This window comes from Candidatus Omnitrophota bacterium, assembly GCA_028707125.1.
In the GTDB taxonomy this organism is placed as follows: domain Bacteria; phylum Omnitrophota; class Gorgyraeia; order Gygaellales; family JAQTUX01; genus JAQTUX01.
This window is the reverse complement of the sequence record JAQTUX010000002.1, coordinates 218,562-243,338: the sequence shown is the minus strand read 5'-3', so window position 1 is coordinate 243,338 and position 24,777 is coordinate 218,562. Positions and strand designations below refer to the sequence as shown.

Below are 24,777 nucleotides of genomic sequence, written 5' to 3'. Positions count from 1 at the left end.
ACTTTTGGCTGGGAGATGGGAGCGCTACAGGAAGGTGATGGAAGAAATGGCCATCACCTTAATCGGTTGGAATTTGAAAAATGATTAATGAGGGGTAAATTATGACGATAAATTTAAGTCAATTAAATTCTCTCCTTGAGGATTATAAGAGACAAAACAATTTGGAACTCGATAAAACGCTGCATTCTGCAGAAAACATGTTAGATGCTTGTAATAAAATTGCTAATTCATGGAGTGGATCCTTTGCGGGTTGGCATGGGCGCATGTATTTTGGAGATTTCGATTCCCCACCGCTAAATAAAAGATTCAGCGTAGAATGGGGAGATATTCACGGTTTACCTAATGGGTGGGGAGAAAAAAGCGCTGACGAAGTAAAAACTATGATAGAAAAATTAAGTGGTAGCAATTTCTCCATTGATAAATTTGAGAGCAAACTTAAAGAGTTATTTCGAAGGATAGTTGAGGTTAAGGACGAAATCGAACTCATTTTTTTAAATTATAAATTCGACAGCGATACAAAAGAAGAGCGGAAAGTTTTTTATCAAATTAAGAATTTTGTCTTTGAAAAGGGAAAAAAGCAAGCATTTATTCAAAGTCGAATGCCCAAAAGTATTATGACGCGGGATTCAAATGCTCTAAGCCAAGGAATGCTGTTGCCAAGCCATATATATTATGAATGCGTTGCTCAAGAAGGCATTTATTTATTCAACCAAATCAAAGATTTCATTGAACTTTCAATAAAACTTTACAAACGTTTAAGTCTAAAGCACCCAACCCAAAGCAATAAAAACAAATGCAAGCTTGGAGTAAAATTTGTCAATGAAGACAGGATTAAAGAATTACAATCTATAAATTCAAAGGAGTTTGATTTGAGCAAATTAATTAAATTTTGTGAAGAGCTTAATATGGCGTTTGAGAATGAGGCATACTTTTCAGTCATTTTATTAACGCGTGCAATTATTGACCATGTTCCGCCACTACTTAACGTTAAAAATTTTACGGAAGTGGCAAATAATTACAACGGTACAAAAAGCTTTAAAGAGTCCATGCTGCATCTCGAAAATTCTTCACGAAAAATTGCGGATAGTTGTTTACATTCTCAAGTTAGAAAAAGAGAAGTTCTTCCGACTGTGACGCAGGTTGATTTCTCAAATGATTTAGACGTTTTGTTATCGGAAGTATGTCGAATTCTAAAATAGCGACTTAGGCAATACATTGATTCGAAGAATGATCACACTCATTCATTTCGAACACCGATGAATGAGTAAAGGATATTTGCGTAACATTATGGAAGACAACGAACTAAAAAATAAAAAAGTCTACCTATCCACCTATGGTTGACCGTTGGTGCAAGTACCGAGAGATGATTCTGGGAATAATAAAGAAATTAAGTAATTTAGAATAAGAAAGTTGTAAAACTGATAGAAAGAATAGATCTAATTGTATGAGAAGGAGGGGAAATGCGCGTATTTATTTTAGGTGCTGGCGCAACCAAGGCGGGTTTCGATCAAGAAGGAATCCCTCCACCCGTAGACAAAGATTTTTTTGATATAGCCCATCTTATTAAAGGCAGAGGCACTCAGGAGTTAGCACGTAGAGTTCTTAAACAAGTTTGGGATTTATATAAAAAAACATCTGAAGTAAGTTTAGAATATTATTTTAGAGATATTGAGGCTCGAGAAGGTATTTGTGCTGTATCAAAATCTATTGGGCAACCATTCAAATGGTCAATGCGACTAGGAGATTTAACGGAATTGATTCGTAGGGTTTACATCCAAACAACCTGTAAACTTAAGAATAATCATTTACATTCAGTGCAGAGTAAATGTCATGTAAAACTTTTGGATAATTTAAAAAAAGGCGATGTTATCATAACATTCAATTATGATTTAGTTATCGAAGAATCTTTTAATAAGAAAAATCATAATATCTGGAATCCTAAATTCGGTTATGGAGTTAGCGGAATTGGAGGCCTATCTGGTCGGTGGGTAAAGAAATGGCTTGGTACTACGCAAACCCCAGATGATTTTCCCGAATGTAAAGTAATGCTACTGAAAATGCATGGAAGTTTAAATTGGCTTATTCATAAATATAACAAAAGAATAGCGTTAAAAGATCGTCCGTTACATGTTGAAAAATCACGAAGTGGGCATCCGAGGCCAGAGAGAATCTCAATACTTCCACCTGGGATTGCGAAAGATATCGCAGATGAGCCATATTCATCAATATGGTCTTTAGCAAGAAGTTCATTAGAAAAGTGTGAGGCTCTAATAATAGTTGGGTATTCATTGCCAGAGACTGATTTTATGGCTCACTCATTATTAAATGAAGTTGTTCGGTCTCGTCTTTCTAAGAAAAAGCCACTATATTTAGATGAATTGTATTTGGTAGATCCTAGCAGGGAAGTCTTAGATAAGTTTATTAAATTATTAACGCCAATTTTAGGACCACAAGGAAAATTGTATAAATATGATAAGTTTTCAGAATATTGCTCAAAAGTTAGACTAGGCTAATTTACAATTTTGTAATGTGCATTATTAATGTTGTAAGAGCCGATGAACGTAAGTGATATTTTTAAGCGAATGTCATGAAGCAGCGCAAGAGGAGGAAGTTTAAACGCGCAGGAAAGTTCTGGGTTTATATCGTGGAGTGCTGTGATGGGACATTCTATACTGGTTATACTCCGAATGTCGAAAAACGGCTTGAGCTTCACAATAATGGCAAAGGCGCTAAATATACCAGGGATAGAAGGCCGGTAGAGCTGGTGTGGTCTAAGGAATATAAGTATTTTAAGAAGGCGTTTTTGATGGAGAAGAGGATAAAGGGGTTGACGAGGGAGCAGAAAGAGAAGTTAGTAGGCGGCAAGAGATTGGATAAGGTACTGGCTGAGGCGTCTGGCCGCCAAGCGTGCGGGGTAAATGTTGCGCAGCAAGATTTACCCCGCGGCGGCGCAGACACGGCAGCCAAATGTTCTCGAGTTTACATCAAAACATTTGGCTGCAAGATGGCGGCAATGTTACATACCGATTTTACAATTGTTGGGTGATGTGTATATGAAGGTCTAACTCGTTGTGAAATAGTGAATTATAAAAAAAGAAAATAGGAACCGAGCGTAGGTAACAATCGTATATAAATATGAAAACAGACAAAGCTACTTCTTTTAGAATGAAAAAAGTCGGCCAGAAAAATACTTCAATTGAAAAAGAAGTAAGAATGGTATTAAGGGGGCAAGGAATAAAATATAGCCTGAGAACAAATCAACTACCGGGAAAGCCGGATATAATCATACCAAAGAATAAAGTAGCCATTTTTGTCCACGGTTGTTTTTGGCATGGGCATAAACATTGCAGGAAGGGAAGACTGAAACCAATTAGAAATGCAGTCTTTTGGAATGATAAAATTAGCAAGAATAGAATAAGAGATAAAATTGTACAAGAAGAGCTAGAAAAGCGAAAATGGAAGGTTGTAATTTTATGGGAATGTCAGATAAAAAAGATCTTACAAAAATGTCAAACACAATTTCTAAGAAAAATAAAATAGGGTAAGCATATGTGGATTAGAACTGAACGACTGAGGCGGAAATTGAGTCAGGCTAAGATGGCAGGCTTAATGGGACTTCAGCAATATATTCTTTCTCAGTGGGAATTGGGTACAAAAACTCCAACAAAAGCAGAGGGAGAGAATATAAAAAACTTTTTTAGCAAATTTGACGTAGAGTATAAAAAAGGGAAAATCTCTTTTAAAAAACGATATGTTAAGCATCAGTATAAGCTTTCTGCACAAACATCAAATGGTCGCAACGGACGAAGAAAAGAAGCAGAGGCGCGCGACCACAAAGATGGTGTTGGCGAAATTGCGGGTGACCTATTCCCGAAAGAAAGAGCTGTTATTGCACTTTTCTCTGGTATAGGAGGTTTGGCACTTGGCTTCAAACAAGCCGGGTTTAGCATATTGGGATTTGCGGAAAAAGAAAAATCCGCAAGAGATATGTTTAAAGCTAATTTTCCAGAGGCAATAAATCTTGGGAATGACGTTAAAGATATAACGAATGATAAGTTATTACATTGGCATGAACAAATTAAAGCATTAGATGGGATAGTCGGAGGGCCGCCATGCCAAGGCTTCAGCCTTGCTGGTAAGCGAGACGTGTATGATCCACGAAATCAACTTTATAACGAATTTGCTAGAATTTCATCTATTTTAAAACCAAAGTTTGTTGTTTTAGAAAATGTCAGAACGCTATTGTCTATGATGACCCCAAGCGGAGGTTTTGTTAAAGATGATATGGTTGAAAAATTTGACAAAGCCGGGTATAAATGTTTATATCAAGAAATTAATGCTCAAAATTATGGGGTACCACAATCGCGGGAACGAGTTTTATTTGTTGGGATTAGAAAAGATATCAACATCGTGCCAGCTTTCCCTGTACCTACTCACGGCAAGAACCAGAATATGCTGCCCGGAATTGGATTAAAGCCGTATAAAACATTTAGAGATGCTACTAAAGACTTGGAATGTCTTGAATCGGGCGAAGAATCTAAAAATGATCGGTGGCATTTTGCAATTGCTCATCCAGATCATGTAATAAAATGGTTAAAAAATGTTCCTGAAGGAATGAGCGCGCACGATAATACAAACCCAGCCCTGAGACCGCCGAGCGGCTACAATACGACTTACAAGCGAATAAAATGGAATGAGCCTTGCTCAACTATTGGTACGAATTTCAGCATGATTTCTGGATGTCGAAACGTGCATCCTTCCAGCACAAGATCATTGACGATTAGAGAGGCCGCTAGATGTCAAACATTTCCAGACAATTTTATATTTCTTGGTAATTATGGAGATGTCAGGAAGGGGATAGGTAATGCAGTGCCGCCGTTACTTGCTAAGACAATAGCAGAGTATCTATTGAAGAAGTTTTATTAAGCATTTTCTCCAATCTTATAGAAATAACCGGCCTGAAGATTAAATTGTAATTGCGTTGGATGTTGCTTTTGACCTCCTCGCTGCATCTGTATAAAACCAAATCGAGGAGCTAAATGTTTACTCGGATCTCCTTTAAACCTTCCTTTTCTTACAAAATAAGGTTTTAAAGTAAATCGGCAGGCTTTGCAAGACAAGTCGATTAATTCGTCTATTGTAAATAAAGCGACCTCGCAATTATTAATATTAGAGTATTTCTTTGTTTGATGAAGTAAAAATTCTGGAGGATACGGGTCATTTGGGTAAGCTTTTTGTAACAAAACCGTGCTTATTTCTTTTTGGTATTTAATGAAAGCTGCCTCTAGTTCTAAACGTAATTTCTTTGGCAATTCTTCCCAAAACCATCTGTCCGGGTCAGATTTTCTTTCTTTGATGGTTGCTAAAGAATCGGTTGGTCTAAATCCCGCGTCACCACAGAACATTTTTAAAGCAATTTCAGCATCCTTTGAGATAGGTATATTGTTCGCTCTTAATAAGCCACAAAAAGCTGAAGCTGTAGTGAAATAAAGCTGGTCGTTAGTCGGAGTTTCCTTATCACAAGTTTTTACAGAAATCCCCGCAATGTCTACCTTGTCTCCGTGTTGAATTTCAATTAGGACATCGCTTTTGCTTTTTGCAATTGGTTGACCGTCTTTATCGGTTAATTTATCTCCTTCCCCTGAGGTTGCGAGTCCTCCAAGCCACCAAGCTTTAATCTTTTTAATATTTTTTAATTCCTTCTTTTGAGCTACATAATATAAAAGCAGCAAGGAAGGTTTTCCCATGACGATATGGTGCGGAATATTCGGGTAGGGGAAGATTTGTCTGACGTCTATCAAATTGAGAGCACAAGTCAAATCCTTTTCAAAATTGTGCCCTTTTTTTCTTCCAATGGTGCCTGCTAGAATTTGTGCTTCGTGTTTTTTATTCTGTGGTTTTAGTGCCATATAAAGCCCTTCCAGTTGAATTATATCAGGTCAATATCTATAAGTCCACAGATTAATTCCTAGCAGATTTCTATTGACAAAAACCATACAGTAACATACAATTGTATGTATGAAGAACGAGAATTGCTTAACAAAGAAACAGTTAGAGGCTATTCGTCATATTAGAAACTGGCTTATGCACAAGGGATATGCTCCATCCATAAGGGAGTTAATGGCTGATTTAAGTTACAAATCTCCGCGATCAGTACAGGATATACTTGAGCAGCTTCAAGAAAAGGGTGTCATAAAGAAATTTAAAAATGGGGATTACCAGCTTATTAGAGATTTGGATTTCGGTTCGATGCATGCCCAAACTACGAACATCCCAATAGTTGGAACCGTAGCCTGCGGCACGCCAATATTGGCAGAAGAAAATATAGAAGGATTTATTCCTGTATCCACTGCACTTGCAAAGCCAGGGTCAAAATATTATCTATTACATGCCCAGGGAGATTCTATGGATAAAGCAGGGATTAACGATGGGGATCTTGTTTTGGTTAGACAACAGTCAACAGCCAATGAAGGAGATAGGGTCGTAGCATTGATTAATGAGGAAGCGACCATTAAAGAATTTCACCGTACGCAAAATATGATTATTTTAAGACCAAAATCTTCTAATGAAGGACACAAACCGATTATTTTAACTGATGATTTTCAAATTCAAGGTGTTGTTATAGCAGTTATACCCAAAGAGAGCCATAAAGAATAGATATAATCAATTTGGAGAATATAGCTTTGAGCCAAATTAAAATATCGAAAAGTAGCGTATTATTCATCCTTATCTTATTTCTTTTGTCGTTTTATAATACTCCATTTGCCGAAGCCAGAAGTGGGTGTTGTTCTCATCATGGTGGGGTATGTGGATGCAGATGTTGTGATGGGACGCCCCTTTCCGCAAAATGTGCGCCATATTATCCAAATTGTAGTGATTCACAGCCAACTTATCCAAAACAGAATTATACTCAAAAATATGAGGCTATCTCACAGAGGTCTCAAGAGAATAAAGAAGCCATTGAAACAGAGAGAAAGGAATCTGTCTACGTAGGCAGCATTAATTCTAATAAATATCATTATACATGGTGCAGATGGGCTAAGAAAATCAAACCTCAAAATTTAATAGTTTTCAGTTCTGTTAAAGAAGCAAAAAGCAAAGGCTATGTGCCTTGTAAGGTATGTATGCCACCTGGAAAAGATGAACAGAACGAGAAGAGTGAATAAAACTAACAATGAATGCTAAAACATGAAAAGGAGGATTTATGGCTAGAAGAATAACAGGAAGAAAGGAAAATGATACAGGCGGCAACACTCATTATAAGATTGGAGACAGGGTTGTTCGGCGAACAGAGGCAGTCAAAATGGTTAAAAATGGTAATCTGCCCGGTTATCATACGGTTAAAATTAATGGTGTAAACTATCTACGCGATAATCCGGACAAGAGAGAAGGTGATAATATTGATAGTCAGCCTTTAATATAGCTTAACCAAAATTAATCATATCAAAAGGAGGTCAATTATGGCGCAATATTGCGTAAATAAACAAGCACAAGCAAACGGTGATCACGAGGTCCATAACTATAGCTGTAACTGGCTACCTGAGCCTGAAAACAGGGAACCTTTAGGAAATTTTGCAAGTTGTCACGGTGCCGTTCAAGAAGCTAAGAGAAGGTATTCAAGGGCAGATGGTTGTGCGTATTGTTGTCCGGAATGCCATAGAAGATAAGGCTTAGCAAAAACAATAAATAAAAGAATTCTCTGCAAAGAAAAGTTCCTTTTGGTCAAATAAGAACAAACAAAAGGCTGGTCTGAGCTTTACGGTAGACAGATAGACAAAAATTACAAATCTGGTGGGGTTTTATCTATGGAGAACATTTCTCATAATATATTAAAAGAGCTTAGAGATAAAAAGGAAATGAACTTAGGTCAAATTATTAAAATCTTACCTAAGAGATATAATGATCACCGGGATGCTTATCCTTTCGTTAATTTAATAACAGGTGGTTATATTGATTCTATAATGAGTCAGAATGGCAAAGATATTTACAATTCTAAGAATAGAGAATTAGCTATTACGTTATACACTGCATCATTTGGAAAAGGAGAATTCGAATATATCGGACAAAAGATTATAAATAGGGATGATTTTAATAAACAGCTTTTCTTTTGTACAACAAAAGCTGATCTCTATTTAGAAGAAGAACGGCAACGAAGATCAGATAGAATATGGACGCTCTTCATTGGTATTGCTATTGGTATAATAGTAGCTATTATGTCTTCTGCTTTTACTAAAAAGTTTGGGTTGAATTAAAACTTCAACAGCTCGGCAGGATTTATTTTTAGCACGTCTGCGATTTTTTCTATGCTATCAATTTTAATCGCAGGTGGAGTTTTCGATTCTAACATCTGATAATATCGGACGCTGAACTCGATGCGGTCGGCCATTTCTTCTTGAGTCAATTTAGCCTTCCTGCGCGCCTCACGTAATTTCTGAGCAAATTTAAGCCTAATTGTAGGTATAGCCATAAAGTAATTATCTCGCCAAATTGTCGTTTTTACCACGAAGTGGCACTTCGTGTTTTGTTCTTTACGCTTCCCGGTTATTATGCTATGCTTAAAGACATGGCAGATTTATTCGAGGACATAATAACGGGCTGGTTAGCTTCCCAAGGCTACTTCGCCGTGCAAGGCTTAAAATCCGGTCGGAAGGAGCTCGACATTCTCGCGGTTAAAGTCAGAAACGGCAAAATAGAAGGTAGCGTGCATGTGGAAGTTCAGTGTAGCAGCGACCCTATGGCCTATCTTGACCGAGATCCCGGTAAGAAAAACCAACAGCAAATCGGCGAAACCGTCAAAGACTATATTAAGAAGAAATACGACGATTTATCCGTCAAACAAAAAGCTGAATTTTTCCTCGGTAAGAAATACGATAAAATGTTTATTTACGGACGTCTGAAAGACGAAGCGATGCAGCTCAAATCGTTTAAAGCGAATGGGGTTATAGTAAAAAGTATGGGCGAAATACTAAAAGAGCTTCTGTCGATAAAAAAGAATAAAGATGACACGTCGTTTATAACGAGCGAAAGTAACCGGTTCCAGCAAGTTTTAAAACTGTGCGAGCAGGTCACCCCTGACAAATACCGGGAAACGACGATACCGTAACTTATACTCCCCTCTAAAGATGTAACATCAAAATAATTTCTGCCAATTTATTTTAAAAAACCTTTTGCAATTCCCCCATTTTTTTGTTATAATAATTGTTGTAAGCCATTGATAATGTGGGGGATATAGAAATTTAACATTCGTGCACGAATTAGGGCGAGGTCACAAAATCCCCCACAGGATTGGCCTCGCCCGTTTTATTTTACGAAAGGTGGGCATCCCATATGAAAGTCGGAATTTATGCAAGAGTTAGCAGTTCAGACCAAAGAACGGATACACAGATTATCCCGTTAAAAGATTACTGCACCCGCATGAACTATCAGATTACTCGCGAATACGTCGACCATGGTTTTAGCGGCAAAGACAATAACCGACCAGCTTTTGAAGAGTTGTTAGGTGATATTCGCGCCGGCAAGATTGATTGTGTTGTTTGCTACAAGCTAGACCGAGTGGGCCGCAGCTTAAAGCACTTGCTTAATCTGTTTGAAGAATTCAAAAATCGCGGCGTTCACTTTATTTCTCTTTCCCAGAACATTAACACCAGTACGCCAGAGGGCCGGATGTTTCTAAAGATGCTCATGGTTTTGGCCGAGTACGAGCGCGAACTCATCGTATCAAGGACAATGGACGGCCTAGCAAGGGCATTAAGGCAAGGAAAGAGGCTGGGAAGGCCCGCAGGAAGCAAGGATAAGGGGCAGAGGACTAAGTCAGGTTATTTCTTGCGCTACGTTAAGGACAAAAAATCCTCCCCCCAGAAATTGGGGGTTTTCTAAGGGTGGAATTGAAGGACAAAATAATGTTCGGTTGTTTGTTAGAGAATAGAATTTAAAAAAGGAGAGTGCAAAAATGAAAGTAAGAAAAGATGGGGCCTTCAGTGATACATTAGTATACGCGGGGTTATGTATATTAACCCTAGGATGTGTATATTTATTCCGTGTGGTTATTACGACAGCGATTAAATGTGCCTTTGATAACGAGAAGGCTTGAAACCTATTTAAATGGGAGTTTCTTAGCCACAAAGAAATCTTTGAAAAAATACTTGACAACTAAGAATTAAATGGTAAACTTACTGTAAGTATTGCGTATTTTGCATAGGTTTAAATATATGTTCAGAGGAGAAAATGACAGACAATAGACTTAAGGAAGCCATATCGGATTTATTACCCCCATTAGAGAACCGGCTTACTCTTGATGAAGTGGTAGCCATTCTGAAGAAGAAAGGCATTGCGATAACGCGGAGGACTATACAGTATTATTGCGAAATAGGAGTAATCCCAAAACCTATTCATATCGGGCGTAATGCTTACTTTGAAGGAAGCATTATTGATCAGCTCTGCTCTTTATTTATATTGAAGAATATGCTTCATTTCGATCTTGAAGATATTACCATGTCATTGACGAATACGCTAAACCTGACAGAAGTAGTAAAGGTTTTCCGCGACTTCTTAAAACATTATTACGATAGTTTCTGCAAGAACAGGAAGACTCAAGCTTTCATATTTCAGGTAGAAAATGACCGGGTTGCCAAACGGATTATCGAAAAATTAGCATCAGTTCTTGGAAGAGCAGAAGACCCACACGGCATTGATAAAAATAAGTTCATTGAAGAAACAATTAAGGAGACTCGTACCGTAAAAGTAAAAATCCAAAGAAAGAATAGGGCCGATACCGGGAAATAATATTTTTTTACCTTAATATGCGCAAGACACGCAAAGCATACAGTAAATAGGAGGATAAAATGTTTAAACCTAAGCACTTAAATAAGGAATGGCCGAAACACGTTAAGGAAGTCTTGCTACCACAGCATTTGGCGGACTTACGTAGATCTAAACTTTTAGATGAAATGATTCTCGCGGTGCGTATATATTCAGCTTCAGCGGAAGAGAGTAAAACTTTACTTAATCGGCAACAAGGGGTCGGTGGCGGCTACGTTATACCATATATAGGTAAAGATGGTTTCTTGGAAAAGGATTTAAATTTTAAGCTAGATATACCTTTGCCGGAAGATGTGGCAGGTAAAAAGTCCCGTAAATATATACGGCCTATAGGAGTTAAATCCCGTCTTTACATTCCGCCGAAAGTTTGGCCGATTATTGATGATGTGAATGTCCCGATTTTCCTAACGGAAGGCGAAAAAAAGGCACTAAAGGCCTGCCAAGAAGGCTTCTTTGCAATCGCTATTTCAGGGGTTTGGAATTGGTCGAGTGGACATGAGCCAGTAGAGGATTTTGACAACATAGCCTTGAAGGGGCGCGTAGTTCAGATTGTCTTCGATTCGGATAAATTTACCAATAAGAATGTTTTTTTGGCCGAGAGGTGTCTTGCCGAGATGCTTATAGGCAAAGGGGCCATAGTGAAAATAATTAATTTACCGGAGAAATAACAATGAAACTAGATGACTTCTTCATCGTGCATAAAAAGCAGGGATTCGAAAAGTTAGTCGATAAAGCCCAATTATATCCCGACTATCTATTGGGCCGCATACCCAAGAATATACACTCCACAGCATTAATCGAAGAATCAATGCCATTATTGCTCTATTTATCTAAAATCCCGGAAGAGGCGTCTAGGTTATACATTAAAACGGAATTTAAAAAGCATTTTCAGTGTAAAGATTCCTCAATAAATATATCGGGTAAGGAGGTTGAACAAATATTCAAACGGGTAATGAAGTTAAAAGAGGAGTCGCAGGAGCAGGTCGATACCGTCCCTGAAGAAATCAACATCGATAAAATAAAGAAAAATCTCGGAGAAGAAAAAGAGCAGACAATAATACACCCATGCCAAGACTATAAGAAGGGGAGGATGTTTTATATGTTTAAGTCAAAGGACGGAAAGTATCTTTTAACATCGCGCAAGGAAATCCTTACCTATTATAAGGCTGCACAGGAATTAGGGTTTAAACTAGAGCCCGAAGGCACAGAGGTGTCTAATTTTTCAAGTAAAGGCGTAATTGAATTTATTGAGAGAGAGGGAGGGCCGGATGCCCATCGGCTTTTTGTTTCCATAGTAGATTATTTAAGAACGTATATTTTATTCCAAAATGACCAACAGGCAGCTTTTTTGGCACTTTGGTTAATGGGAACTTACTGCTTCAAGATGTTCCGATATTATCCATACCTTTGGATTACAGCACCAAAGCGTAGCGGGAAATCACTACTCATGGATATTATGGCTCCACTATCCTTTAACGGGTGTTCTCTTGCAAACATAACTATGGCAGCTCTTTTTCGCGATGTCCACGCTAACTTAAGAACATTATTTATTGATGAAGCAGAAAGTTTTACAAAAGCAAACAGGGAATTAAGCGGAGATTTTATTTCGCTTCTAAATAGTGGTTTTTCATGTTCAGGCGAAATTAAAAGATTAGCAAAAGATAAATATGGAAATTTTATCCCTGAGACATTCTCTGCGTATTGCCCAAAATGCCTTGGAGGAATATCACAACTCGACCCCGTATTAGAAGACAGGGTCACAAAAATTACAATGATAAGAAAGAAGAAAGAGGAGAGTATTAAAAGATATAAACAGAGCGAAGAAATCCAAAAATTACAAAAGGACACCAGAGACCAGATGTATCAGTTTGTCCTTACTCATGCCGATGAAATCTATAAAAGGTATAACGAAGAGAAGCTGATTCGCGGCATTGAGCATTTAGGCAATCGCGACCTTGATATATGGGAGCCTATCTTTATCCTTGCAAACCTTATTGATGATTTGTCTAATTCTAAAGACCTCATTACTAAACAGATGACAGAATTTAGTTATAAAGCTATAGAGTCTAAGGCGGATGACGATATTGTACAGGATGAATTAACCAAAACATTGATTGTATTAAAAAACCTATTAAAAGATAAAGAACCATTTTTTCTTAAACCAAATCTCCGCGGATATAGGGCGAGCTATGTTTTGAGCTATTTTTCCAAATCTAAGGAGTTTAGTTTTGCATTGTTGCAAAACAAATTAACTCATATGCTGAAACAAATCGGTATAGTTTCTACCCAAAGGAGGTTTAAGGACGAGGGCCGGCAGAGAGTTTACATTTTTAATTTGGACAATCTTAGAAATTGGATTGAACGGTATCAAGTGCCACAGCCTTAACCCGGTTAATTTTTTAAGTCTTTAAGCCGTTATTCCGTAACCTATGTTTTTTGAAATATTTACAGTGTCTTAAAGTTGTCCGCGCTGTCTTGAAGATTTAAGACAGGTTGAGTCAACCTAACTTGCTATATAAAAGAGAGTTAAGCTAATTTGGCTTAAAAACTTAAAGATTGAAGAGGGTATGCAGAGGCCTTGGAAGAGGAGTCGATAAAAAGCTGGCAAAATAAAGAAATCTACAATTCTATCGTAACTTACTGATAGTAATCACTAACGAGGAGCGCGACAAATTGAATACAGGTGGAGGGCGGGGGGAAGGCCTCGGCTACAGATTTTTGTGGTCACGTGTGGGCTACTGTGGTCAATTTTGGCTCATTTGTAAGAGGGATTCAAGAGGGAGGGCAAAATGGGATTGTTTGTGCTGGGGCGCGTAGTTTGTACAAGAGGGATTAATGATGCGTTGGCCGACAACGCAAGCTTCGCAAAGTTTGTTACCGGCTGTCTGAAGCGGCATGTTTCGGGTGATTGGGGTGATATGGACGAACAGGACAAAAGAGAAAATGAATTCGCCATTGGCAAATACTTGCGCCTGTTTTCCTCGTACAATTATCGTGACAAAAAGATATGGATTATTACGGAGGCAGACCGTTCTTCAACTTGCGTACTGTTTCCGGATGAATACTAATTAAGGTATGAAATGCAAGCTACCATTGATACAGAACAAGGTGTTGAAATTAACGATACGGAATACCGGCTTGATGAGTTGGTGCATATTCTGCATCAGGCAGACGTACGGTTCCTCAATTTACTATTAGAAAAGATGCGAAAGAAAGACACTAAACAGGCCAAGAATGAAAGTTGCGATTTACATACGAGTTAGTACTGAAGACCAGGCAAGAGAAGGCTATTCCCTTGAAGTACAGGAGGAATACCTGTGTGGGTATGCTAAGCGTGAACAATATCAAGTGTATAAAATATACAAAGACGAGGGTATAAGCGGATATACAAAAGAGCGGCCTGCGCTTCAGCAGCTTCTTTCAGATGTTAAAAACGGAAAATTTGGTTTGGTAATAGTATATAAGATTGATAGATTTAGCAGACGGTTAAAAGATTTGATTTCATTGGTAGAGGAACTTGCAGAAAAAGAGGTTGCTTTTAAGTCAGCCACTGAGCCATTTGATACTTCAACCTCGGCTGGCAATTTAATGTTTCAGCAGTTGGGCAGCTTTGCTGAATTTGAACGGAACAGAATCAAGGAACGAGTTTTTCCCGGTATGATTAAAGGCGTAAAGGCCGGTCATTGGCAAGGTGCACGATTTGCACCGTACGGTTATCACTATAATAAGGAAAAGAAGCTGTTGGAAGTTGTGCCTGAACAGGCAGAGATTGTCAAAACTATCTATTCCATGTATCTGTTGGGCAAAACAACCTCAGAGATTACGGCCCATTTATATCACATGGGTTACAAAACCAGAACAGGGATAAAATTCCACAGCAAGTTAATCTGCGACATTCTCAAGAACAAGGTTTATACGGGCAAGTTGATATGGAACCGCCGGCATTACAGTAAGAAGGAAAAGACAAAAGGCGGTTATGGTAAAGGTTACCGTTATCTACCCGGAAAGGTCTCGGATACTGTTGAAGCCCAAGGCGCGCATACGCCCATAATAACCGATGAGGACTTTAAGAAGGTGCAGTTGCGTTTGGCAAACAACAGAAAACCAATTCGTAGAATTTTCAACAAGTACGAACATCTGTTAACGGGGATTTTAAGATGCGGAATTTGCGGAAGCAGCTATCTGGGGATGACGAATACCGCGAACCGAAAGACAGGGGAAAGAAAGAAATGGTACAGGTGCCGGCTTAAAGGCGAAACAAGAGGCATTGAATGTAATAACAGAAATATAGTGGCGGCTTCGTACGATGAATTTGCTCTTGAGGTATTAGAAAAGGCAGCAGCCCACAATGCCGTAAAAGAAAAGCGTTACACTGAGCTGCTTAAAGTGGCCGGAGACCCGTCCGATGAAATTATTGCGGCCTTTTACAATGCCCGCAAGGCCCTTAATGATAACCACGAAAAACAAAAGAAACTTACTGCGATTTATCTGGACGGTGGTATCAGTCAGGAGATTTACAAGGGGTCGCAGCAGCCCTTAAAGGACGAGGACGATAAATTAAAACGGCAAATCAGGGGTTTGGAAATGAAATTGATTGAAAAAGAAGCCTCTCAGGAATATAATAACCTCCTGACTTCTGTATTGAATAACCCCGCCAAAGCTCGGACTAATCTATCCATCTTTGAGAAGAAGGCACTCCTGAGATTGGTGTTTAAGAAAATCGTTGTGAAAGAAGGAGTTATAACAGAAGTTGATTTGTATGAACCGTTCAGAACACTATTGCCAAAGGAAGATATAGAATGTCTGTTAAGCCAAGTAAAACCCAAGATGCACATAAGGGCCTTAGAGTGTACGTACGCACGTTCGGGTGCCAGATGAATGCGAGAGACTCTGAAGTGATCTCCGGACTCCTGATACAGGCAGGATATCGGCTGGTTGAAGACGAAGCCGACGCTGACGTCGTAATCTTTAACACCTGCTCCGTGCGTCAGCACGCCGAGGATAAGGTCTGGAGCGCGGTGGGGAGTTTGGCCAAGGGCGGCAAAAAGATCATCGGGGTGGTCGGCTGCATGGCGAATTGTTACCGCGAGGGTATATTCAACCGCGCGCCGAATGTGGATTTTATAGCCGGAACGCGCGACATCGCGAAGATCCCGCAGATCCTTAAGGATTTAAACAAACACAGAGGATTGCTTGAGAAGAAGCGCTATGAATTGGACGGAGAATCGCGCGGCAACGAGATCTACCATACCGGTTTCCATCTGGACAAAGACCATGCCTTTGTTGTCATCAGCGAGGGCTGCGAGAATTTCTGCTCTTATTGCGTTGTGCCATATACGCGCGGGAAACTTACGCATAGGAACCCGCGGGATATCATTAAGGAGATAGAAGGAGATATTAAGGCCGGCATTACTAAAATTACGCTGCTAGGGCAGAATGTGAATCAATGGAAAGATAATTTGAAAACCGAGCCAATAAATTTTCCTCAGTTATTACGGTTAGTAAATGATGTAAAGGGGCTCAAACAATTTTCATTCATTACCAGCCACCCAAAGGACGCCGGCGATGACCTGTTCCTGGCGATGCGGGACTGCGATAAGCTCAAGAAATACCTGCACCTGCCGCTTCAGTCCGCCTCTAACAGGATCCTGAAGCTTATGAATAGGGGCTATACAAAAGAGCGTTATTTGGATATAATAACAAAATACAGGGAGATCGTTCTCGGCGGCGAACTGACAACCGATATCATCGTCGGTTTTCCCGGTGAGGCCGAGGCGGATTTTCAGGAAACATTTGATCTCGTAAAGAAGGTAAGATTTGATAAGGCGTATATATTCAAGTATTCAGCGCGGCCTCACGCGAAGGCGTCGCGGTTTCCCGATGATCTGCCGAGGTTAGAGAAAGAAAGGCGCCATAGAATGATCCTTGAATTGCAGAAAGAAATATCAAAAGAAAGTAAAAAGTTAAAAGTAGAAAGTCAAAAGTGATGAAAAGTAATTCAAGGCGGTTTAAAAAAATCTGTCTTATGTTTCTAAGTTTTACCTTTTTACTTTTTACTTTTACCTTTTCTTCTTATGCTCTGAACCTTGACAAGGCGGAAGTATATTTCTTAAGCGAGGACTATTTTTCCGCGATAGATGAGTGTGAGGCATTGCTCGCCCGGTATAAGGACCACCGCGAGCTGGACCGGCTCTATTATATTTTAGGTATAAGCTATATGAAGGCGGGCAACCTTCTCCGGGCGGGAGATATCTTTGATATCATAATAAACGAGTATCCCCAGAGCGAATTAGTCGCTGATGCCTGTGTTTCAAGAGGAGATGTGCATATGCTGGCCGGCGACCTGCGGAAGGCAAGGGAGAGTTACGCTTATATAGTCAAGGACCGCTCGGGCTCGGACATCAAGCCGCTTGCTTATTATAAGCTGGCGCAGGCCTGTATGAAACAAGGGGACTGGCAGGGATCCAGGACGTATTTTGACGCCCTAAGCCGGGATTTTCCTTTGAGTTTAGAATCGCGCCTTTCCAGGAGCGTTCAGGAGGGCAATGATTTTTTTACGGTCCAGGTCGGCGCTTTTCAAGGCAGCGCCAACGCGGAGAAGCTGAAGGGCGCGCTTAAGAAGAAAGGGTTCTCCAGTTACGTGGTAGAGGAGAACGGCGGTTCGGGAAAATTTTATAAGGTAAGGGTAGGCAAGGTAAAAAGCCGCAGCGAAGCCTTGAAACTGGAGCGCCAGCTCGCCGGACTCGGGTATCCTACCAGGATCTATCCCTGACCCTTAATTGGTAAAAGACATTATAAAAAAAGTAATATTTTTGATCGGCCCCACGGCAATAGGCAAATCTCATTTGGCCCTGCCGCTTGCCGGGAAGCTTGGCGCGGAGATCGTCTCCTGCGATTCAATGCAGGTGTATAAGGGCTTTGACATAATAAGCTCCAAACCTTCGCCTCATGACAGAAAGGCGTTTCCCCATCATCTGATCGATGTTGTTCCCGCGCGGCGCGCATTCAGCGTTTCCGATTACAGGAAAATGGCGCTTAAGAAGATAAAGGAGATACATTCCCGCGGCAAGATACCCCTTTTCGTGGGCGGCACAGGGTTATATATGAGCATACTTTTAGACGGGATATTCAAAGAGGCGGGAGGCGGGGGACAGGATATAAGGCAGGAATTGCTCAAGTCGGCGGAGAAAAGAGGCGGCGATTTTCTTTATAACAGGCTAAAGTCCGTTGACCCTTCTGCCGCCCAAAAGATCCACCCCAATGACCTGCGGCGCGTTGTCAGGGCGCTGGAGGTCTATGAGAAGACAGGCAGGCCCATATCTTACTGGCAGAAACAGCGCAAGGGCATTTACGGCGACTATGATGTAAAGGTGATCGGACTGGCCGCGGATAGAGGCCTGATCTATGAGAGGATAAACAAAAGAGTGGATTCAATGATCAGATCGGGCCTGGTTGAAGAGGTAAAGCGCCTTTTGGGAAAGGGGCTCAGCCGTACATCAGGGGCGGCAATAGGCATTACAGAGATAAAGGCGTATCTTGAAGGCGCGCTTACTCTTGACGAGGCGATAGAACTTATCAAGAAGAACACAAGAAGATACGCGAAGCGCCAGATGACTTATTTCAGGAAGGATAAGAGGATCAAATGGCTTACAATAAAAAGGCGGCAGCCAGCCGGCCGGATTGTGAGCGGTATTTTAAGGTTGGCGGAGAAGAATAATGAAAGAAACAATTGAGCTCAGGAAGAAGGAAAGGGCGTTGCTTGTCGTAGTGCGTTTTGATACTTCGACTGCGCTCAGTATCAACCCTGAGCGTAGTCGAAGGGTTGATACTGACAGGGACCAATGGCAGCCGGAGGATTACCTGGATGAGCTTAAGGAGCTTACCCGCACGACCGGCTGCCTGGCGGCGGGAGAGATGATAGTGGTGAGGGATAAGCCCACGCCGAATTTCTTTATAGGCAAGGGCAAGGTTGAGGAGATACGCGAGGCCTGCCTGAGCGGGGAGATCGATACCGTTATCTTCAGCCATAACCTGGGAGGGACTCAGCAGAGGAACCTCGAGGAGCTGATAGGTAAAAAGGTCATTGACAGGACGCAGTTGATCCTGGATATATTCGCCAGGCATGCCCGCTCTCAGGAGGGCAAGGCGCAGGTTGAACTGGCGCAGCTTGAATACCTGATCCCGCGGCTGACAGGCAAGGGCATAATGCTTTCGCGGCTGGGAGGCGGCATAGGCACGCGCGGGCCGGGCGAGAAGAAGCTTGAAGTTGACAGAAGGAGGATAAGGAAGCGCATAGAAAAATTAAGGGACGAATTAGGCCATATGCGCGATCAACGCGCCTTGATGAGGAAAAAGAGGCATGCATCCACCCTTGCCTCTGCCGCGCTGGTCGGCTACACCAACGCGGGTAAGTCCACCTTGATAAACTCACTTACATCCGCCGCGCAGGAGGTAAAGGGGCTTTTGTTTACCACGCTTGACCCTCTTTCCAGGGCGCTTACCCTGCCTAACGGCCAGCATATAGTCATTTCCGACACAGTGGGTTTTTTGCACCAGCTTCCGCACGGCTTAATAGAAGCGTTCAAGGCAACGCTTGAGGAAGTAATAGAGGCAGACCTGCTTATAAACGTGCTGGATATTTCCCACCGTCAGGCGCCGGAGCACAGAAAGGCGGTCCTTGAGGTCCTGGGCCTTCTTGGCTGCGCGGCCAAGCCGATGATCACGGCGCTGAACAAGATAGATAAATTAGACGACCGTTCCTGGATAGAGCGTTTTAAAGTGGAGTTTCCCGATTCCGTGGCCATATCGGCAAAGACAGGGGAAAATCTGGAAGGGCTGCTGCATAAGATCGAAGAAAAACTGTCTTTTATCCTCGCGCGGATCAAATTAAGCATACCTATGAACAGGTTGTCCGTATTGGATATGATCTACAAGGAGGGCAAAGTGCTCAGTGTTGAATACGGCCCTGAAGAAGCGATCGTGGACTGCGTGATCCCTGCCGTGGATGCCGACAAAATAAAAGGCCGGGCAGGGGTGAGGGTCATTAACTGATTGGAGGGTATATGCGGACTGATGTCATAACCAAGCGCCTGGAAGTCACGCCTGACGTGAGATCGTTCATAGAAGAAAAAAGCGGTAAGTTAAGTTGCCATCTCGCGCATTTTCCCGAAGACCTGCTGCGTCTTAAGGTATCGCTGGAGAGAAACCCTCATAAGGAGGAATATACCGCTCATCTCAATTTAAGCATGCCGCAGACAGTGCTTAAGTGCAGTGAAAATGCCGCGGACCTGTTCACGGCGACAAAATTCGCCTTTGAGGGCCTGATCAGGCGGGCCGAGAAATTGAAATCCAGGGGGCGGCAGGACAAGAAAAAGCTGGCCCATTTTAAGAGACAATAAGCTTAAAATTAAGTTTGACAAAGCATTGATTTATGCTAAAATCAAATTTTAGCATTCTCAACCCGAGAGTGCTAAAATTCCCTTACAGGGGAGGCGAGAATGCATAAATATGATTCTGACACGCGTAAATGGAGGGTGCTGGCCGCGGTTATCAATTCTTACATAAGGACAGCCATACCTGTAAGTTCGGACTCTATCTGCCGGAATTTTGACTATAGCCCCGCTACCATAAGAAATGTGCTTTCCCAACTTGAGGAAGACGGCTATCTGACCCATCCTCATACTTCAGCAGGCAGGGTTCCTACCGATAAAGGCTATCGTTACTATGTTGATTTCCTGCGTTCCCAGATGGACATCCTTAATGAGGAGAAGGAAAAGGTTTCAAGCGAAATAGACAGGATAGACAGGCGTATCAAGCGGCTTGAAGACGCCCTGGAGACCACTTCAGAGGCCATATTTCATATAACGCATACTACCGGGATCGTTTCTTCAGTTGACGACAGCGAGCATCTGTTTTTTACGGGCTTCAGCTGTTTCGCTGAACAGCCGGAATTCAGGAATATTGAGCGCTTAAGGGGCATCTTGAGAATATTGGAGGAAAAGCAGCGCCTCATAGACATACTTAACCGCGAGATAGAGGAGAACGTGAAGATATATATCGGCAGTGAACTTAATTGGCCGGATATGGATGAATGCGCGATAATCGTGTCAAAATACAACGTCAAGGACAAGCCGTCGGGAAGGATGGCGGTGTTCGGGCCGCGGCGCATGGATTACGAGCGGCTCATACCCACGCTTGGATACTTATCCGAGAGGGTGTCTGAGATATTAAGCCAATTTTAAGTGAGGACATAAGTTATGGAGCCCGTAGAAAAGACGGTCACCCTGAAAGAGGAAGAGCTCAACAAACTTAAAGAGGCCGCGTCTAAAGCGGAAGAGCATTACGATAAATTTTTGCGCCTTCACGCCGAATTTGACAACGCGCGAAAGCGCTGGGAGAAGGAGAAGGTGGAGTTTGCCAAATACGCCTGCGAAGAGATAGTTTTAAATCTGCTCAGCACCGTGGATAACCTTGAGCGGGCGATAGAGCTGGCCGAATCAAAGCATGAGGATTTTCAGGGTTTTTTGAAGGGTATGGAAATGGTGCTTGCCCAGCTTTATGAACTGCTCCGCGGCCACGGCCTGGCCCCTATAAACACAAAAGGCAGGCCCTTTGACCCCAATACCCAGGAAGCGCTTATGCAGCAGGAATCTAAAGACGTGGACGAGGGTGTCGTGATCGAGGAATTGCAAAAAGGATATATGCTTAACGGCAAGGTTATCCGCACTGCCAAGGTCAAGGTATCAAAGAAACCCTGAGAGTGTTGTGCTTCGACTCGTAAGAAGCATTAAAATTTTAAAGAGCAAAATTTTAATGCACTCGTCGAAGTTTCGCTAAATAAAAACTTAAGGTGCTCAAGGAGGTATAAGAAATGGCGCGTGTAATCGGTATCGATTTAGGAACATCAAACTCAGCGGCGGCTGTAATGGAGGCAGGCAGGCCTGTGATCATCCCTTCTGCTGAAGGCGCGGGCATTGCCTCGGGCAAGGCGTTCCCTTCAGTCGTTGCCTTTACCAAAGACGGGCAGCGGCTGGTAGGCGAGCCGGCGAGAAGGCAGGCAGCCATAAACGCGGAAGGCACTATTCAGGCGGCCAAGCGAAAGATGGGGGAGGATTTCCATTATAAGGTATTCGGCAGGGAATACACGCCGCAGCAGATATCCGCGTTCATCCTTCAGAAGATAAAGCAGGATGCTGAAAGCTATCTTGGCGATAAAGTGGAAGAGGCGGTGATCACCTGCCCGGCTTACTTTGACGATAACCAGCGCCAGGCAACGAAGGACGCCGGAGAGATCGCGGGCCTGAAGGTCCTGAGGATAATCAATGAGCCGACCGCCGCCTGCCTCGCGTACGGCCTTGATAAGGTCGGCAAGGAAATGAAGATCATGGTGTTTGATTTCGGCGGTGGAACGCTGGATGTCACCGTTATGGATATGTGGCACGATAAGGAGCATGGCGCCGGCGGATTTGAAGTCAAGGCCACCAACGGCGACACGCGTCTCGGCGGCACGGATATGGACAATGTGCTGATCGACTATATTGCCGATAAATTCAAGAAGGAAAGCGGCATTGATATAAGGAATGACAAGATGGCCCTCCAGAGAGTAAGGGAAGGGGCGGAAAAAGCGAAGGTTGAGCTCTCCAGCACGCTTACGACGGATATAAACCTTCCCTTTATTACCGCCGACGCGTCCGGCCCCAAGCATCTGACCATGTCAATGACGCGGTCAAAGCTGGAAGAACTGGTCGGCCCTATAATCGACCGCTGCAGGCACCCCGTAGAGCAGGCGCTAAAAGATGCCAACCTTACGCCTAATGATATAGATAAGATAATAATGGTAGGCGGCCCCACAAGGATGCCTGTTGTGCAGAAGTTCCTTGAGGATTTAGTGGGCAAGAAAATAGAGCGCGGCATAGACCCGATGGAATGCGTTGCTCTGGGCGCGGCAATCCAGGCCGCCATTATCAAGGGAGACGCGAAAGAGGTTCTCCTGCTTGATGTTACGCCTTTATCCTTAGGCATAGAGACCTTGGGGGGAGTATTTACAAAGTTGATCGAGCGCAACACAACCATACCCACGAGGAAAAGCCAGGTGTTTTCTACGGCCGCGGATAATCAAACAGCGGTTACGGTGCGGGTTCTTCAGGGTGAGCGCCAGATGGCCAACGATAATACTGAGCTGGGGAGGTTTGATCTGATAGGTATACCCGCGGCTCCCCGCGGCGTGCCCCAGATAGAGGTTGCCTTTGACATTGACAGGGATGGTATTGTGCATGTAAGCGCCAAAGACCTTGGCACAGGCAAGGAGCAGAGCATGCGCATAACCGCTCCTAAAAAGCTTTCCAAGGAAGAGATCGAAAAGATGGTCAAAGAAGCGGAAAAATTCGCCGCGGATGATACCAGGAAGAAAGAAGAGGTAGAGATAAGGAATCAGGCGGATTCCCTGGTGTATGCCACGGAAAAATCTTTAAAGGATTTCGGCGATAAGGTCTCTGCTTCGGATAAAGAAGATATTCAAAAGAAGTCCGATGCCCTGAAAGAGGCGTTGAAAGGGACGGATGTTGATAAGATAAAGAAGGGCACGGAAGAACTGATGCAGGCCTCTCATAAGCTTGCCGAGGAGGTATACAAGCAGGCTCAAGCCAAGCAGCAGGGCCAGGCGCAAGCGCAGGGGCAGCCGGAAGAGGCCGGCAGGGAAGAGCCGAGGCAGGACAAGAAAAAAGATGATGTGATCGACGCGGAGTATAAGGAAGAAGACGACAAAAAGTAATGTCTACCAAGCGTGACTATTATGAAGTGCTGGGCATAAACAAGGGCGCCTCTACCGATGAGATAAAGAAGGCGTATAGGAATCTCGCCTTGAAGCATCATCCTGACAGGGTGCCCGCGGAACAGAAAAAAGGCGCCGAAGAGAAGTTCAAGGAAATATCAGAGGCCTACGCCGTGCTTTCCGACCCTAATAAGCGCTTGCTTTACGACCAGTACGGCCACGCGGGAGTTGACCAGAAATATTCCTATGAGGACATATTCAGAGGGGCTGATTTCTCCAGTATCTTTGAAGGGCTTGGCGCCGGAGGCAGTATTTTTGAAGGGATATTCGGAGATCTGGGTTTTGATATTTTCGGCGCCGGCAGGGGCCGGCCGTCAGGCCGCCGCAGCAGGCGCGGAAGGGACTTAGAGTTCGCGGCAGATGTCACTTTAGAGGAGGCATACGAGGGGGTTGAGAAGGCGCTGGAGATCAGCCGCTATGAGCTCTGCGGCAATTGTTCCGGAAGCGGCGCCAAACCCGGCACTAAGAAGGCGAATTGCCCGAAATGCAGGGGCAGCGGCCGCGTCAGCGTCTCAAGCGGCTTTTTTCAACTGACGCAGACCTGCCCCAACTGCCGGGGAGAAGGCAAGGTTATTTCTACTCCCTGTTCAAAATGTTACGGAGAAGGCCGCGTAAAGCAGCAGCGTAAGATCAAAGTCAAGATCCCCGCGGGAATAAGCGACGGTTCTCACTTAAGATTAAGAGGCGAAGGCGAGGCGGGTGAGGCAGGCAGCGGGGACCTTTATGTGCTGGTAAGGATAAAAGAGCACCCCGTATTCAAACGTGACGATAACGACCTTTTCTACGAGGCGGCATTGACTTTGTCCAAGGCAGTGCTGGGAGGCGAAATAGAAGTACCCACTTTAAGCGGCATGGTCAATATGAGAATCCCTCCCGGCACGCAGAGCGGAAAGGTCTTCAGGTTGAAAGGCAAGGGTATGCCCGATGTCCACGGCGGCTCGACGGGAGATGAACTGGTCCGGGTGACGGTTGAAATACCCGCGCAGCTTAATTCAGAGCAAAGGCGGTTGATGGAAGAATTTGCCCGCGCCTCGGGCGAGAGCGTGGATACAAAAGAGAGTTTTACAGATAAGGTAAAGAAAGTGTTTCGGTAACTGATGGACCCCACACTTACGTGTGGGGAATTGGAG

The 24,777-nt window shown here is 42.9% G+C and carries 27 protein-coding genes and 1 pseudogene; 26 read left to right on the top strand and 2 right to left on the bottom strand.

Annotated features, from left to right (window positions below; genetic code table 11):
* Nucleotides 1-101 precede the first annotated feature (101 nt).
* The 5 genes and pseudogenes from PHR44_07530 to PHR44_07510 all read left to right on the top strand — a co-directional run bounded on the left by PHR44_07530 (nt 102) and on the right by PHR44_07510 (nt 4,926).
* Entirely contained in the window at nt 102-1,199 is a 1,098-nt protein-coding gene (locus PHR44_07530) for a hypothetical protein (protein MDD4910507.1), read from the top strand.
* Between the two features lie 261 nt (nt 1,200-1,460).
* Nucleotides 1,461-2,513, top strand: a complete 1,053-nt coding sequence (locus tag PHR44_07525) for an SIR2 family protein (GenBank protein MDD4910506.1) — start codon at nt 1,461-1,463, stop codon at nt 2,511-2,513.
* A 74-nt stretch (nt 2,514-2,587) separates the two neighbouring features.
* Nucleotides 2,588-2,857 (top strand): annotated as a pseudogene (locus PHR44_07520) (GIY-YIG nuclease family protein).
* Nucleotides 2,858-3,135: 278 nt separating this feature from the next.
* On the top strand, nt 3,136-3,540 hold the full coding sequence (locus tag PHR44_07515; protein MDD4910505.1) for a very short patch repair endonuclease: 405 nt from the start codon (nt 3,136-3,138) through the stop codon (nt 3,538-3,540).
* A 42-nt stretch (nt 3,541-3,582) separates the two neighbouring features.
* On the top strand, nt 3,583-4,926 hold the full coding sequence (locus tag PHR44_07510; protein ID MDD4910504.1) for a DNA cytosine methyltransferase: 1,344 nt from the start codon (nt 3,583-3,585) through the stop codon (nt 4,924-4,926).
* On the opposite strand, the gene PHR44_07505 is transcribed toward PHR44_07510, so the two are convergent.
* Nucleotides 4,923-5,909: a hypothetical protein gene (locus tag PHR44_07505; protein MDD4910503.1), complete on the bottom strand. Its 987-nt coding sequence runs from the start codon at nt 5,907-5,909 to the stop codon at nt 4,923-4,925. The genes PHR44_07510 and PHR44_07505 overlap by 4 nt on opposite strands.
* A gap of 109 nt (nt 5,910-6,018) precedes the next feature.
* Here PHR44_07505 and lexA point away from each other — a divergent pair, with 109 nt between their 5' ends.
* The 5 genes from lexA to PHR44_07480 all read left to right on the top strand — a co-directional run bounded on the left by lexA (nt 6,019) and on the right by PHR44_07480 (nt 8,252).
* On the top strand, nt 6,019-6,657 hold the full coding sequence (lexA, locus tag PHR44_07500) for a transcriptional repressor LexA (GenBank protein MDD4910502.1): 639 nt from the start codon (nt 6,019-6,021) through the stop codon (nt 6,655-6,657).
* 11 nt (nt 6,658-6,668) lie between these two features.
* Complete coding sequence (locus PHR44_07495) at nt 6,669-7,166, top strand: Ada metal-binding domain-containing protein (protein ID MDD4910501.1); 498 nt, start codon at nt 6,669-6,671, stop codon at nt 7,164-7,166.
* A gap of 38 nt (nt 7,167-7,204) precedes the next feature.
* Entirely contained in the window at nt 7,205-7,423 is a 219-nt protein-coding gene (locus PHR44_07490; protein ID MDD4910500.1) for a DUF3892 domain-containing protein, read from the top strand.
* Between the two features lie 37 nt (nt 7,424-7,460).
* The gene (locus PHR44_07485; protein ID MDD4910499.1) at nt 7,461-7,667 is read left to right on the top strand and encodes a hypothetical protein; all 207 of its coding nucleotides are present in this window, start codon (nt 7,461-7,463) and stop codon (nt 7,665-7,667) included.
* A 138-nt stretch (nt 7,668-7,805) separates the two neighbouring features.
* Complete coding sequence (locus tag PHR44_07480; GenBank protein ID MDD4910498.1) at nt 7,806-8,252, top strand: hypothetical protein; 447 nt, start codon at nt 7,806-7,808, stop codon at nt 8,250-8,252.
* On the opposite strand, the gene PHR44_07475 is transcribed toward PHR44_07480, so the two are convergent.
* The gene (locus PHR44_07475; GenBank protein MDD4910497.1) at nt 8,249-8,467 is read right to left on the bottom strand and encodes a helix-turn-helix transcriptional regulator; all 219 of its coding nucleotides are present in this window, start codon (nt 8,465-8,467) and stop codon (nt 8,249-8,251) included. The two genes, PHR44_07480 and PHR44_07475, sit on opposite strands and share 4 nt — an antisense overlap.
* A gap of 84 nt (nt 8,468-8,551) precedes the next feature.
* Here PHR44_07475 and PHR44_07470 point away from each other — a divergent pair, with 84 nt between their 5' ends.
* The 16 genes from PHR44_07470 (at nt 8,552) to dnaJ (ending at nt 24,741) form a co-directional block, all read left to right on the top strand.
* Nucleotides 8,552-9,103 carry a hypothetical protein gene (locus PHR44_07470; GenBank protein ID MDD4910496.1) on the top strand — a complete coding sequence of 184 codons (552 nt, stop codon included), beginning with the start codon at nt 8,552-8,554 and terminating at the stop codon, nt 9,101-9,103.
* Between the two features lie 224 nt (nt 9,104-9,327).
* On the top strand, nt 9,328-9,876 hold the full coding sequence (locus PHR44_07465) for a recombinase family protein (protein ID MDD4910495.1): 549 nt from the start codon (nt 9,328-9,330) through the stop codon (nt 9,874-9,876).
* Nucleotides 9,877-10,224: 348 nt separating this feature from the next.
* On the top strand, nt 10,225-10,782 hold the full coding sequence (locus PHR44_07460; GenBank protein MDD4910494.1) for a hypothetical protein: 558 nt from the start codon (nt 10,225-10,227) through the stop codon (nt 10,780-10,782).
* 59 nt (nt 10,783-10,841) lie between these two features.
* Nucleotides 10,842-11,486, top strand: coding sequence for a DUF3854 domain-containing protein (locus PHR44_07455; protein MDD4910493.1), 645 nt, complete (start codon nt 10,842-10,844; stop codon nt 11,484-11,486).
* Between the two features lie 2 nt (nt 11,487-11,488).
* A complete protein-coding gene (locus PHR44_07450) occupies nt 11,489-13,204 on the top strand; it encodes a DUF3631 domain-containing protein (protein MDD4910492.1) in 1,716 nt (571 codons plus the stop codon).
* A 403-nt stretch (nt 13,205-13,607) separates the two neighbouring features.
* Nucleotides 13,608-13,886, top strand: coding sequence for a hypothetical protein (locus PHR44_07445; GenBank protein ID MDD4910491.1), 279 nt, complete (start codon nt 13,608-13,610; stop codon nt 13,884-13,886).
* Nucleotides 13,887-14,052: 166 nt separating this feature from the next.
* On the top strand, nt 14,053-15,696 hold the full coding sequence (locus PHR44_07440) for a recombinase family protein (GenBank protein ID MDD4910490.1): 1,644 nt from the start codon (nt 14,053-14,055) through the stop codon (nt 15,694-15,696).
* On the top strand, nt 15,693-16,805 hold the full coding sequence (gene miaB, locus PHR44_07435; protein ID MDD4910489.1) for a tRNA (N6-isopentenyl adenosine(37)-C2)-methylthiotransferase MiaB: 1,113 nt from the start codon (nt 15,693-15,695) through the stop codon (nt 16,803-16,805). The genes PHR44_07440 and miaB overlap by 4 nt, the downstream gene beginning before the upstream one ends.
* Nucleotides 16,805-17,590 (top strand): SPOR domain-containing protein, encoded by a 786-nt coding sequence (locus PHR44_07430; GenBank protein ID MDD4910488.1) that lies wholly within the window; start codon nt 16,805-16,807, stop codon nt 17,588-17,590. The genes miaB and PHR44_07430 overlap by 1 nt, the downstream gene beginning before the upstream one ends.
* Before the next feature lie 7 nt (nt 17,591-17,597).
* Nucleotides 17,598-18,551, top strand: a complete 954-nt coding sequence (gene miaA, locus PHR44_07425) for a tRNA (adenosine(37)-N6)-dimethylallyltransferase MiaA (protein MDD4910487.1) — start codon at nt 17,598-17,600, stop codon at nt 18,549-18,551.
* A complete protein-coding gene (gene hflX / locus PHR44_07420; GenBank protein MDD4910486.1) occupies nt 18,535-19,869 on the top strand; it encodes a GTPase HflX in 1,335 nt (444 codons plus the stop codon). The genes miaA and hflX overlap by 17 nt, the downstream gene beginning before the upstream one ends.
* A gap of 11 nt (nt 19,870-19,880) precedes the next feature.
* Nucleotides 19,881-20,216: a ribosome-associated translation inhibitor RaiA gene (gene raiA, locus PHR44_07415; GenBank protein ID MDD4910485.1), complete on the top strand. Its 336-nt coding sequence runs from the start codon at nt 19,881-19,883 to the stop codon at nt 20,214-20,216.
* Nucleotides 20,217-20,315: 99 nt separating this feature from the next.
* Nucleotides 20,316-21,059 (top strand): DeoR family transcriptional regulator, encoded by a 744-nt coding sequence (locus tag PHR44_07410; protein ID MDD4910484.1) that lies wholly within the window; start codon nt 20,316-20,318, stop codon nt 21,057-21,059.
* Between the two features lie 15 nt (nt 21,060-21,074).
* Complete coding sequence (grpE, locus tag PHR44_07405; GenBank protein MDD4910483.1) at nt 21,075-21,575, top strand: nucleotide exchange factor GrpE; 501 nt, start codon at nt 21,075-21,077, stop codon at nt 21,573-21,575.
* A 113-nt stretch (nt 21,576-21,688) separates the two neighbouring features.
* Entirely contained in the window at nt 21,689-23,587 is a 1,899-nt protein-coding gene (gene dnaK, locus PHR44_07400) for a molecular chaperone DnaK (protein MDD4910482.1), read from the top strand.
* On the top strand, nt 23,587-24,741 hold the full coding sequence (gene dnaJ, locus PHR44_07395; protein MDD4910481.1) for a molecular chaperone DnaJ: 1,155 nt from the start codon (nt 23,587-23,589) through the stop codon (nt 24,739-24,741). Before dnaK ends, dnaJ begins: the two co-directional genes overlap by 1 nt.
* Nucleotides 24,742-24,777: the final 36 nt, after the last annotated feature.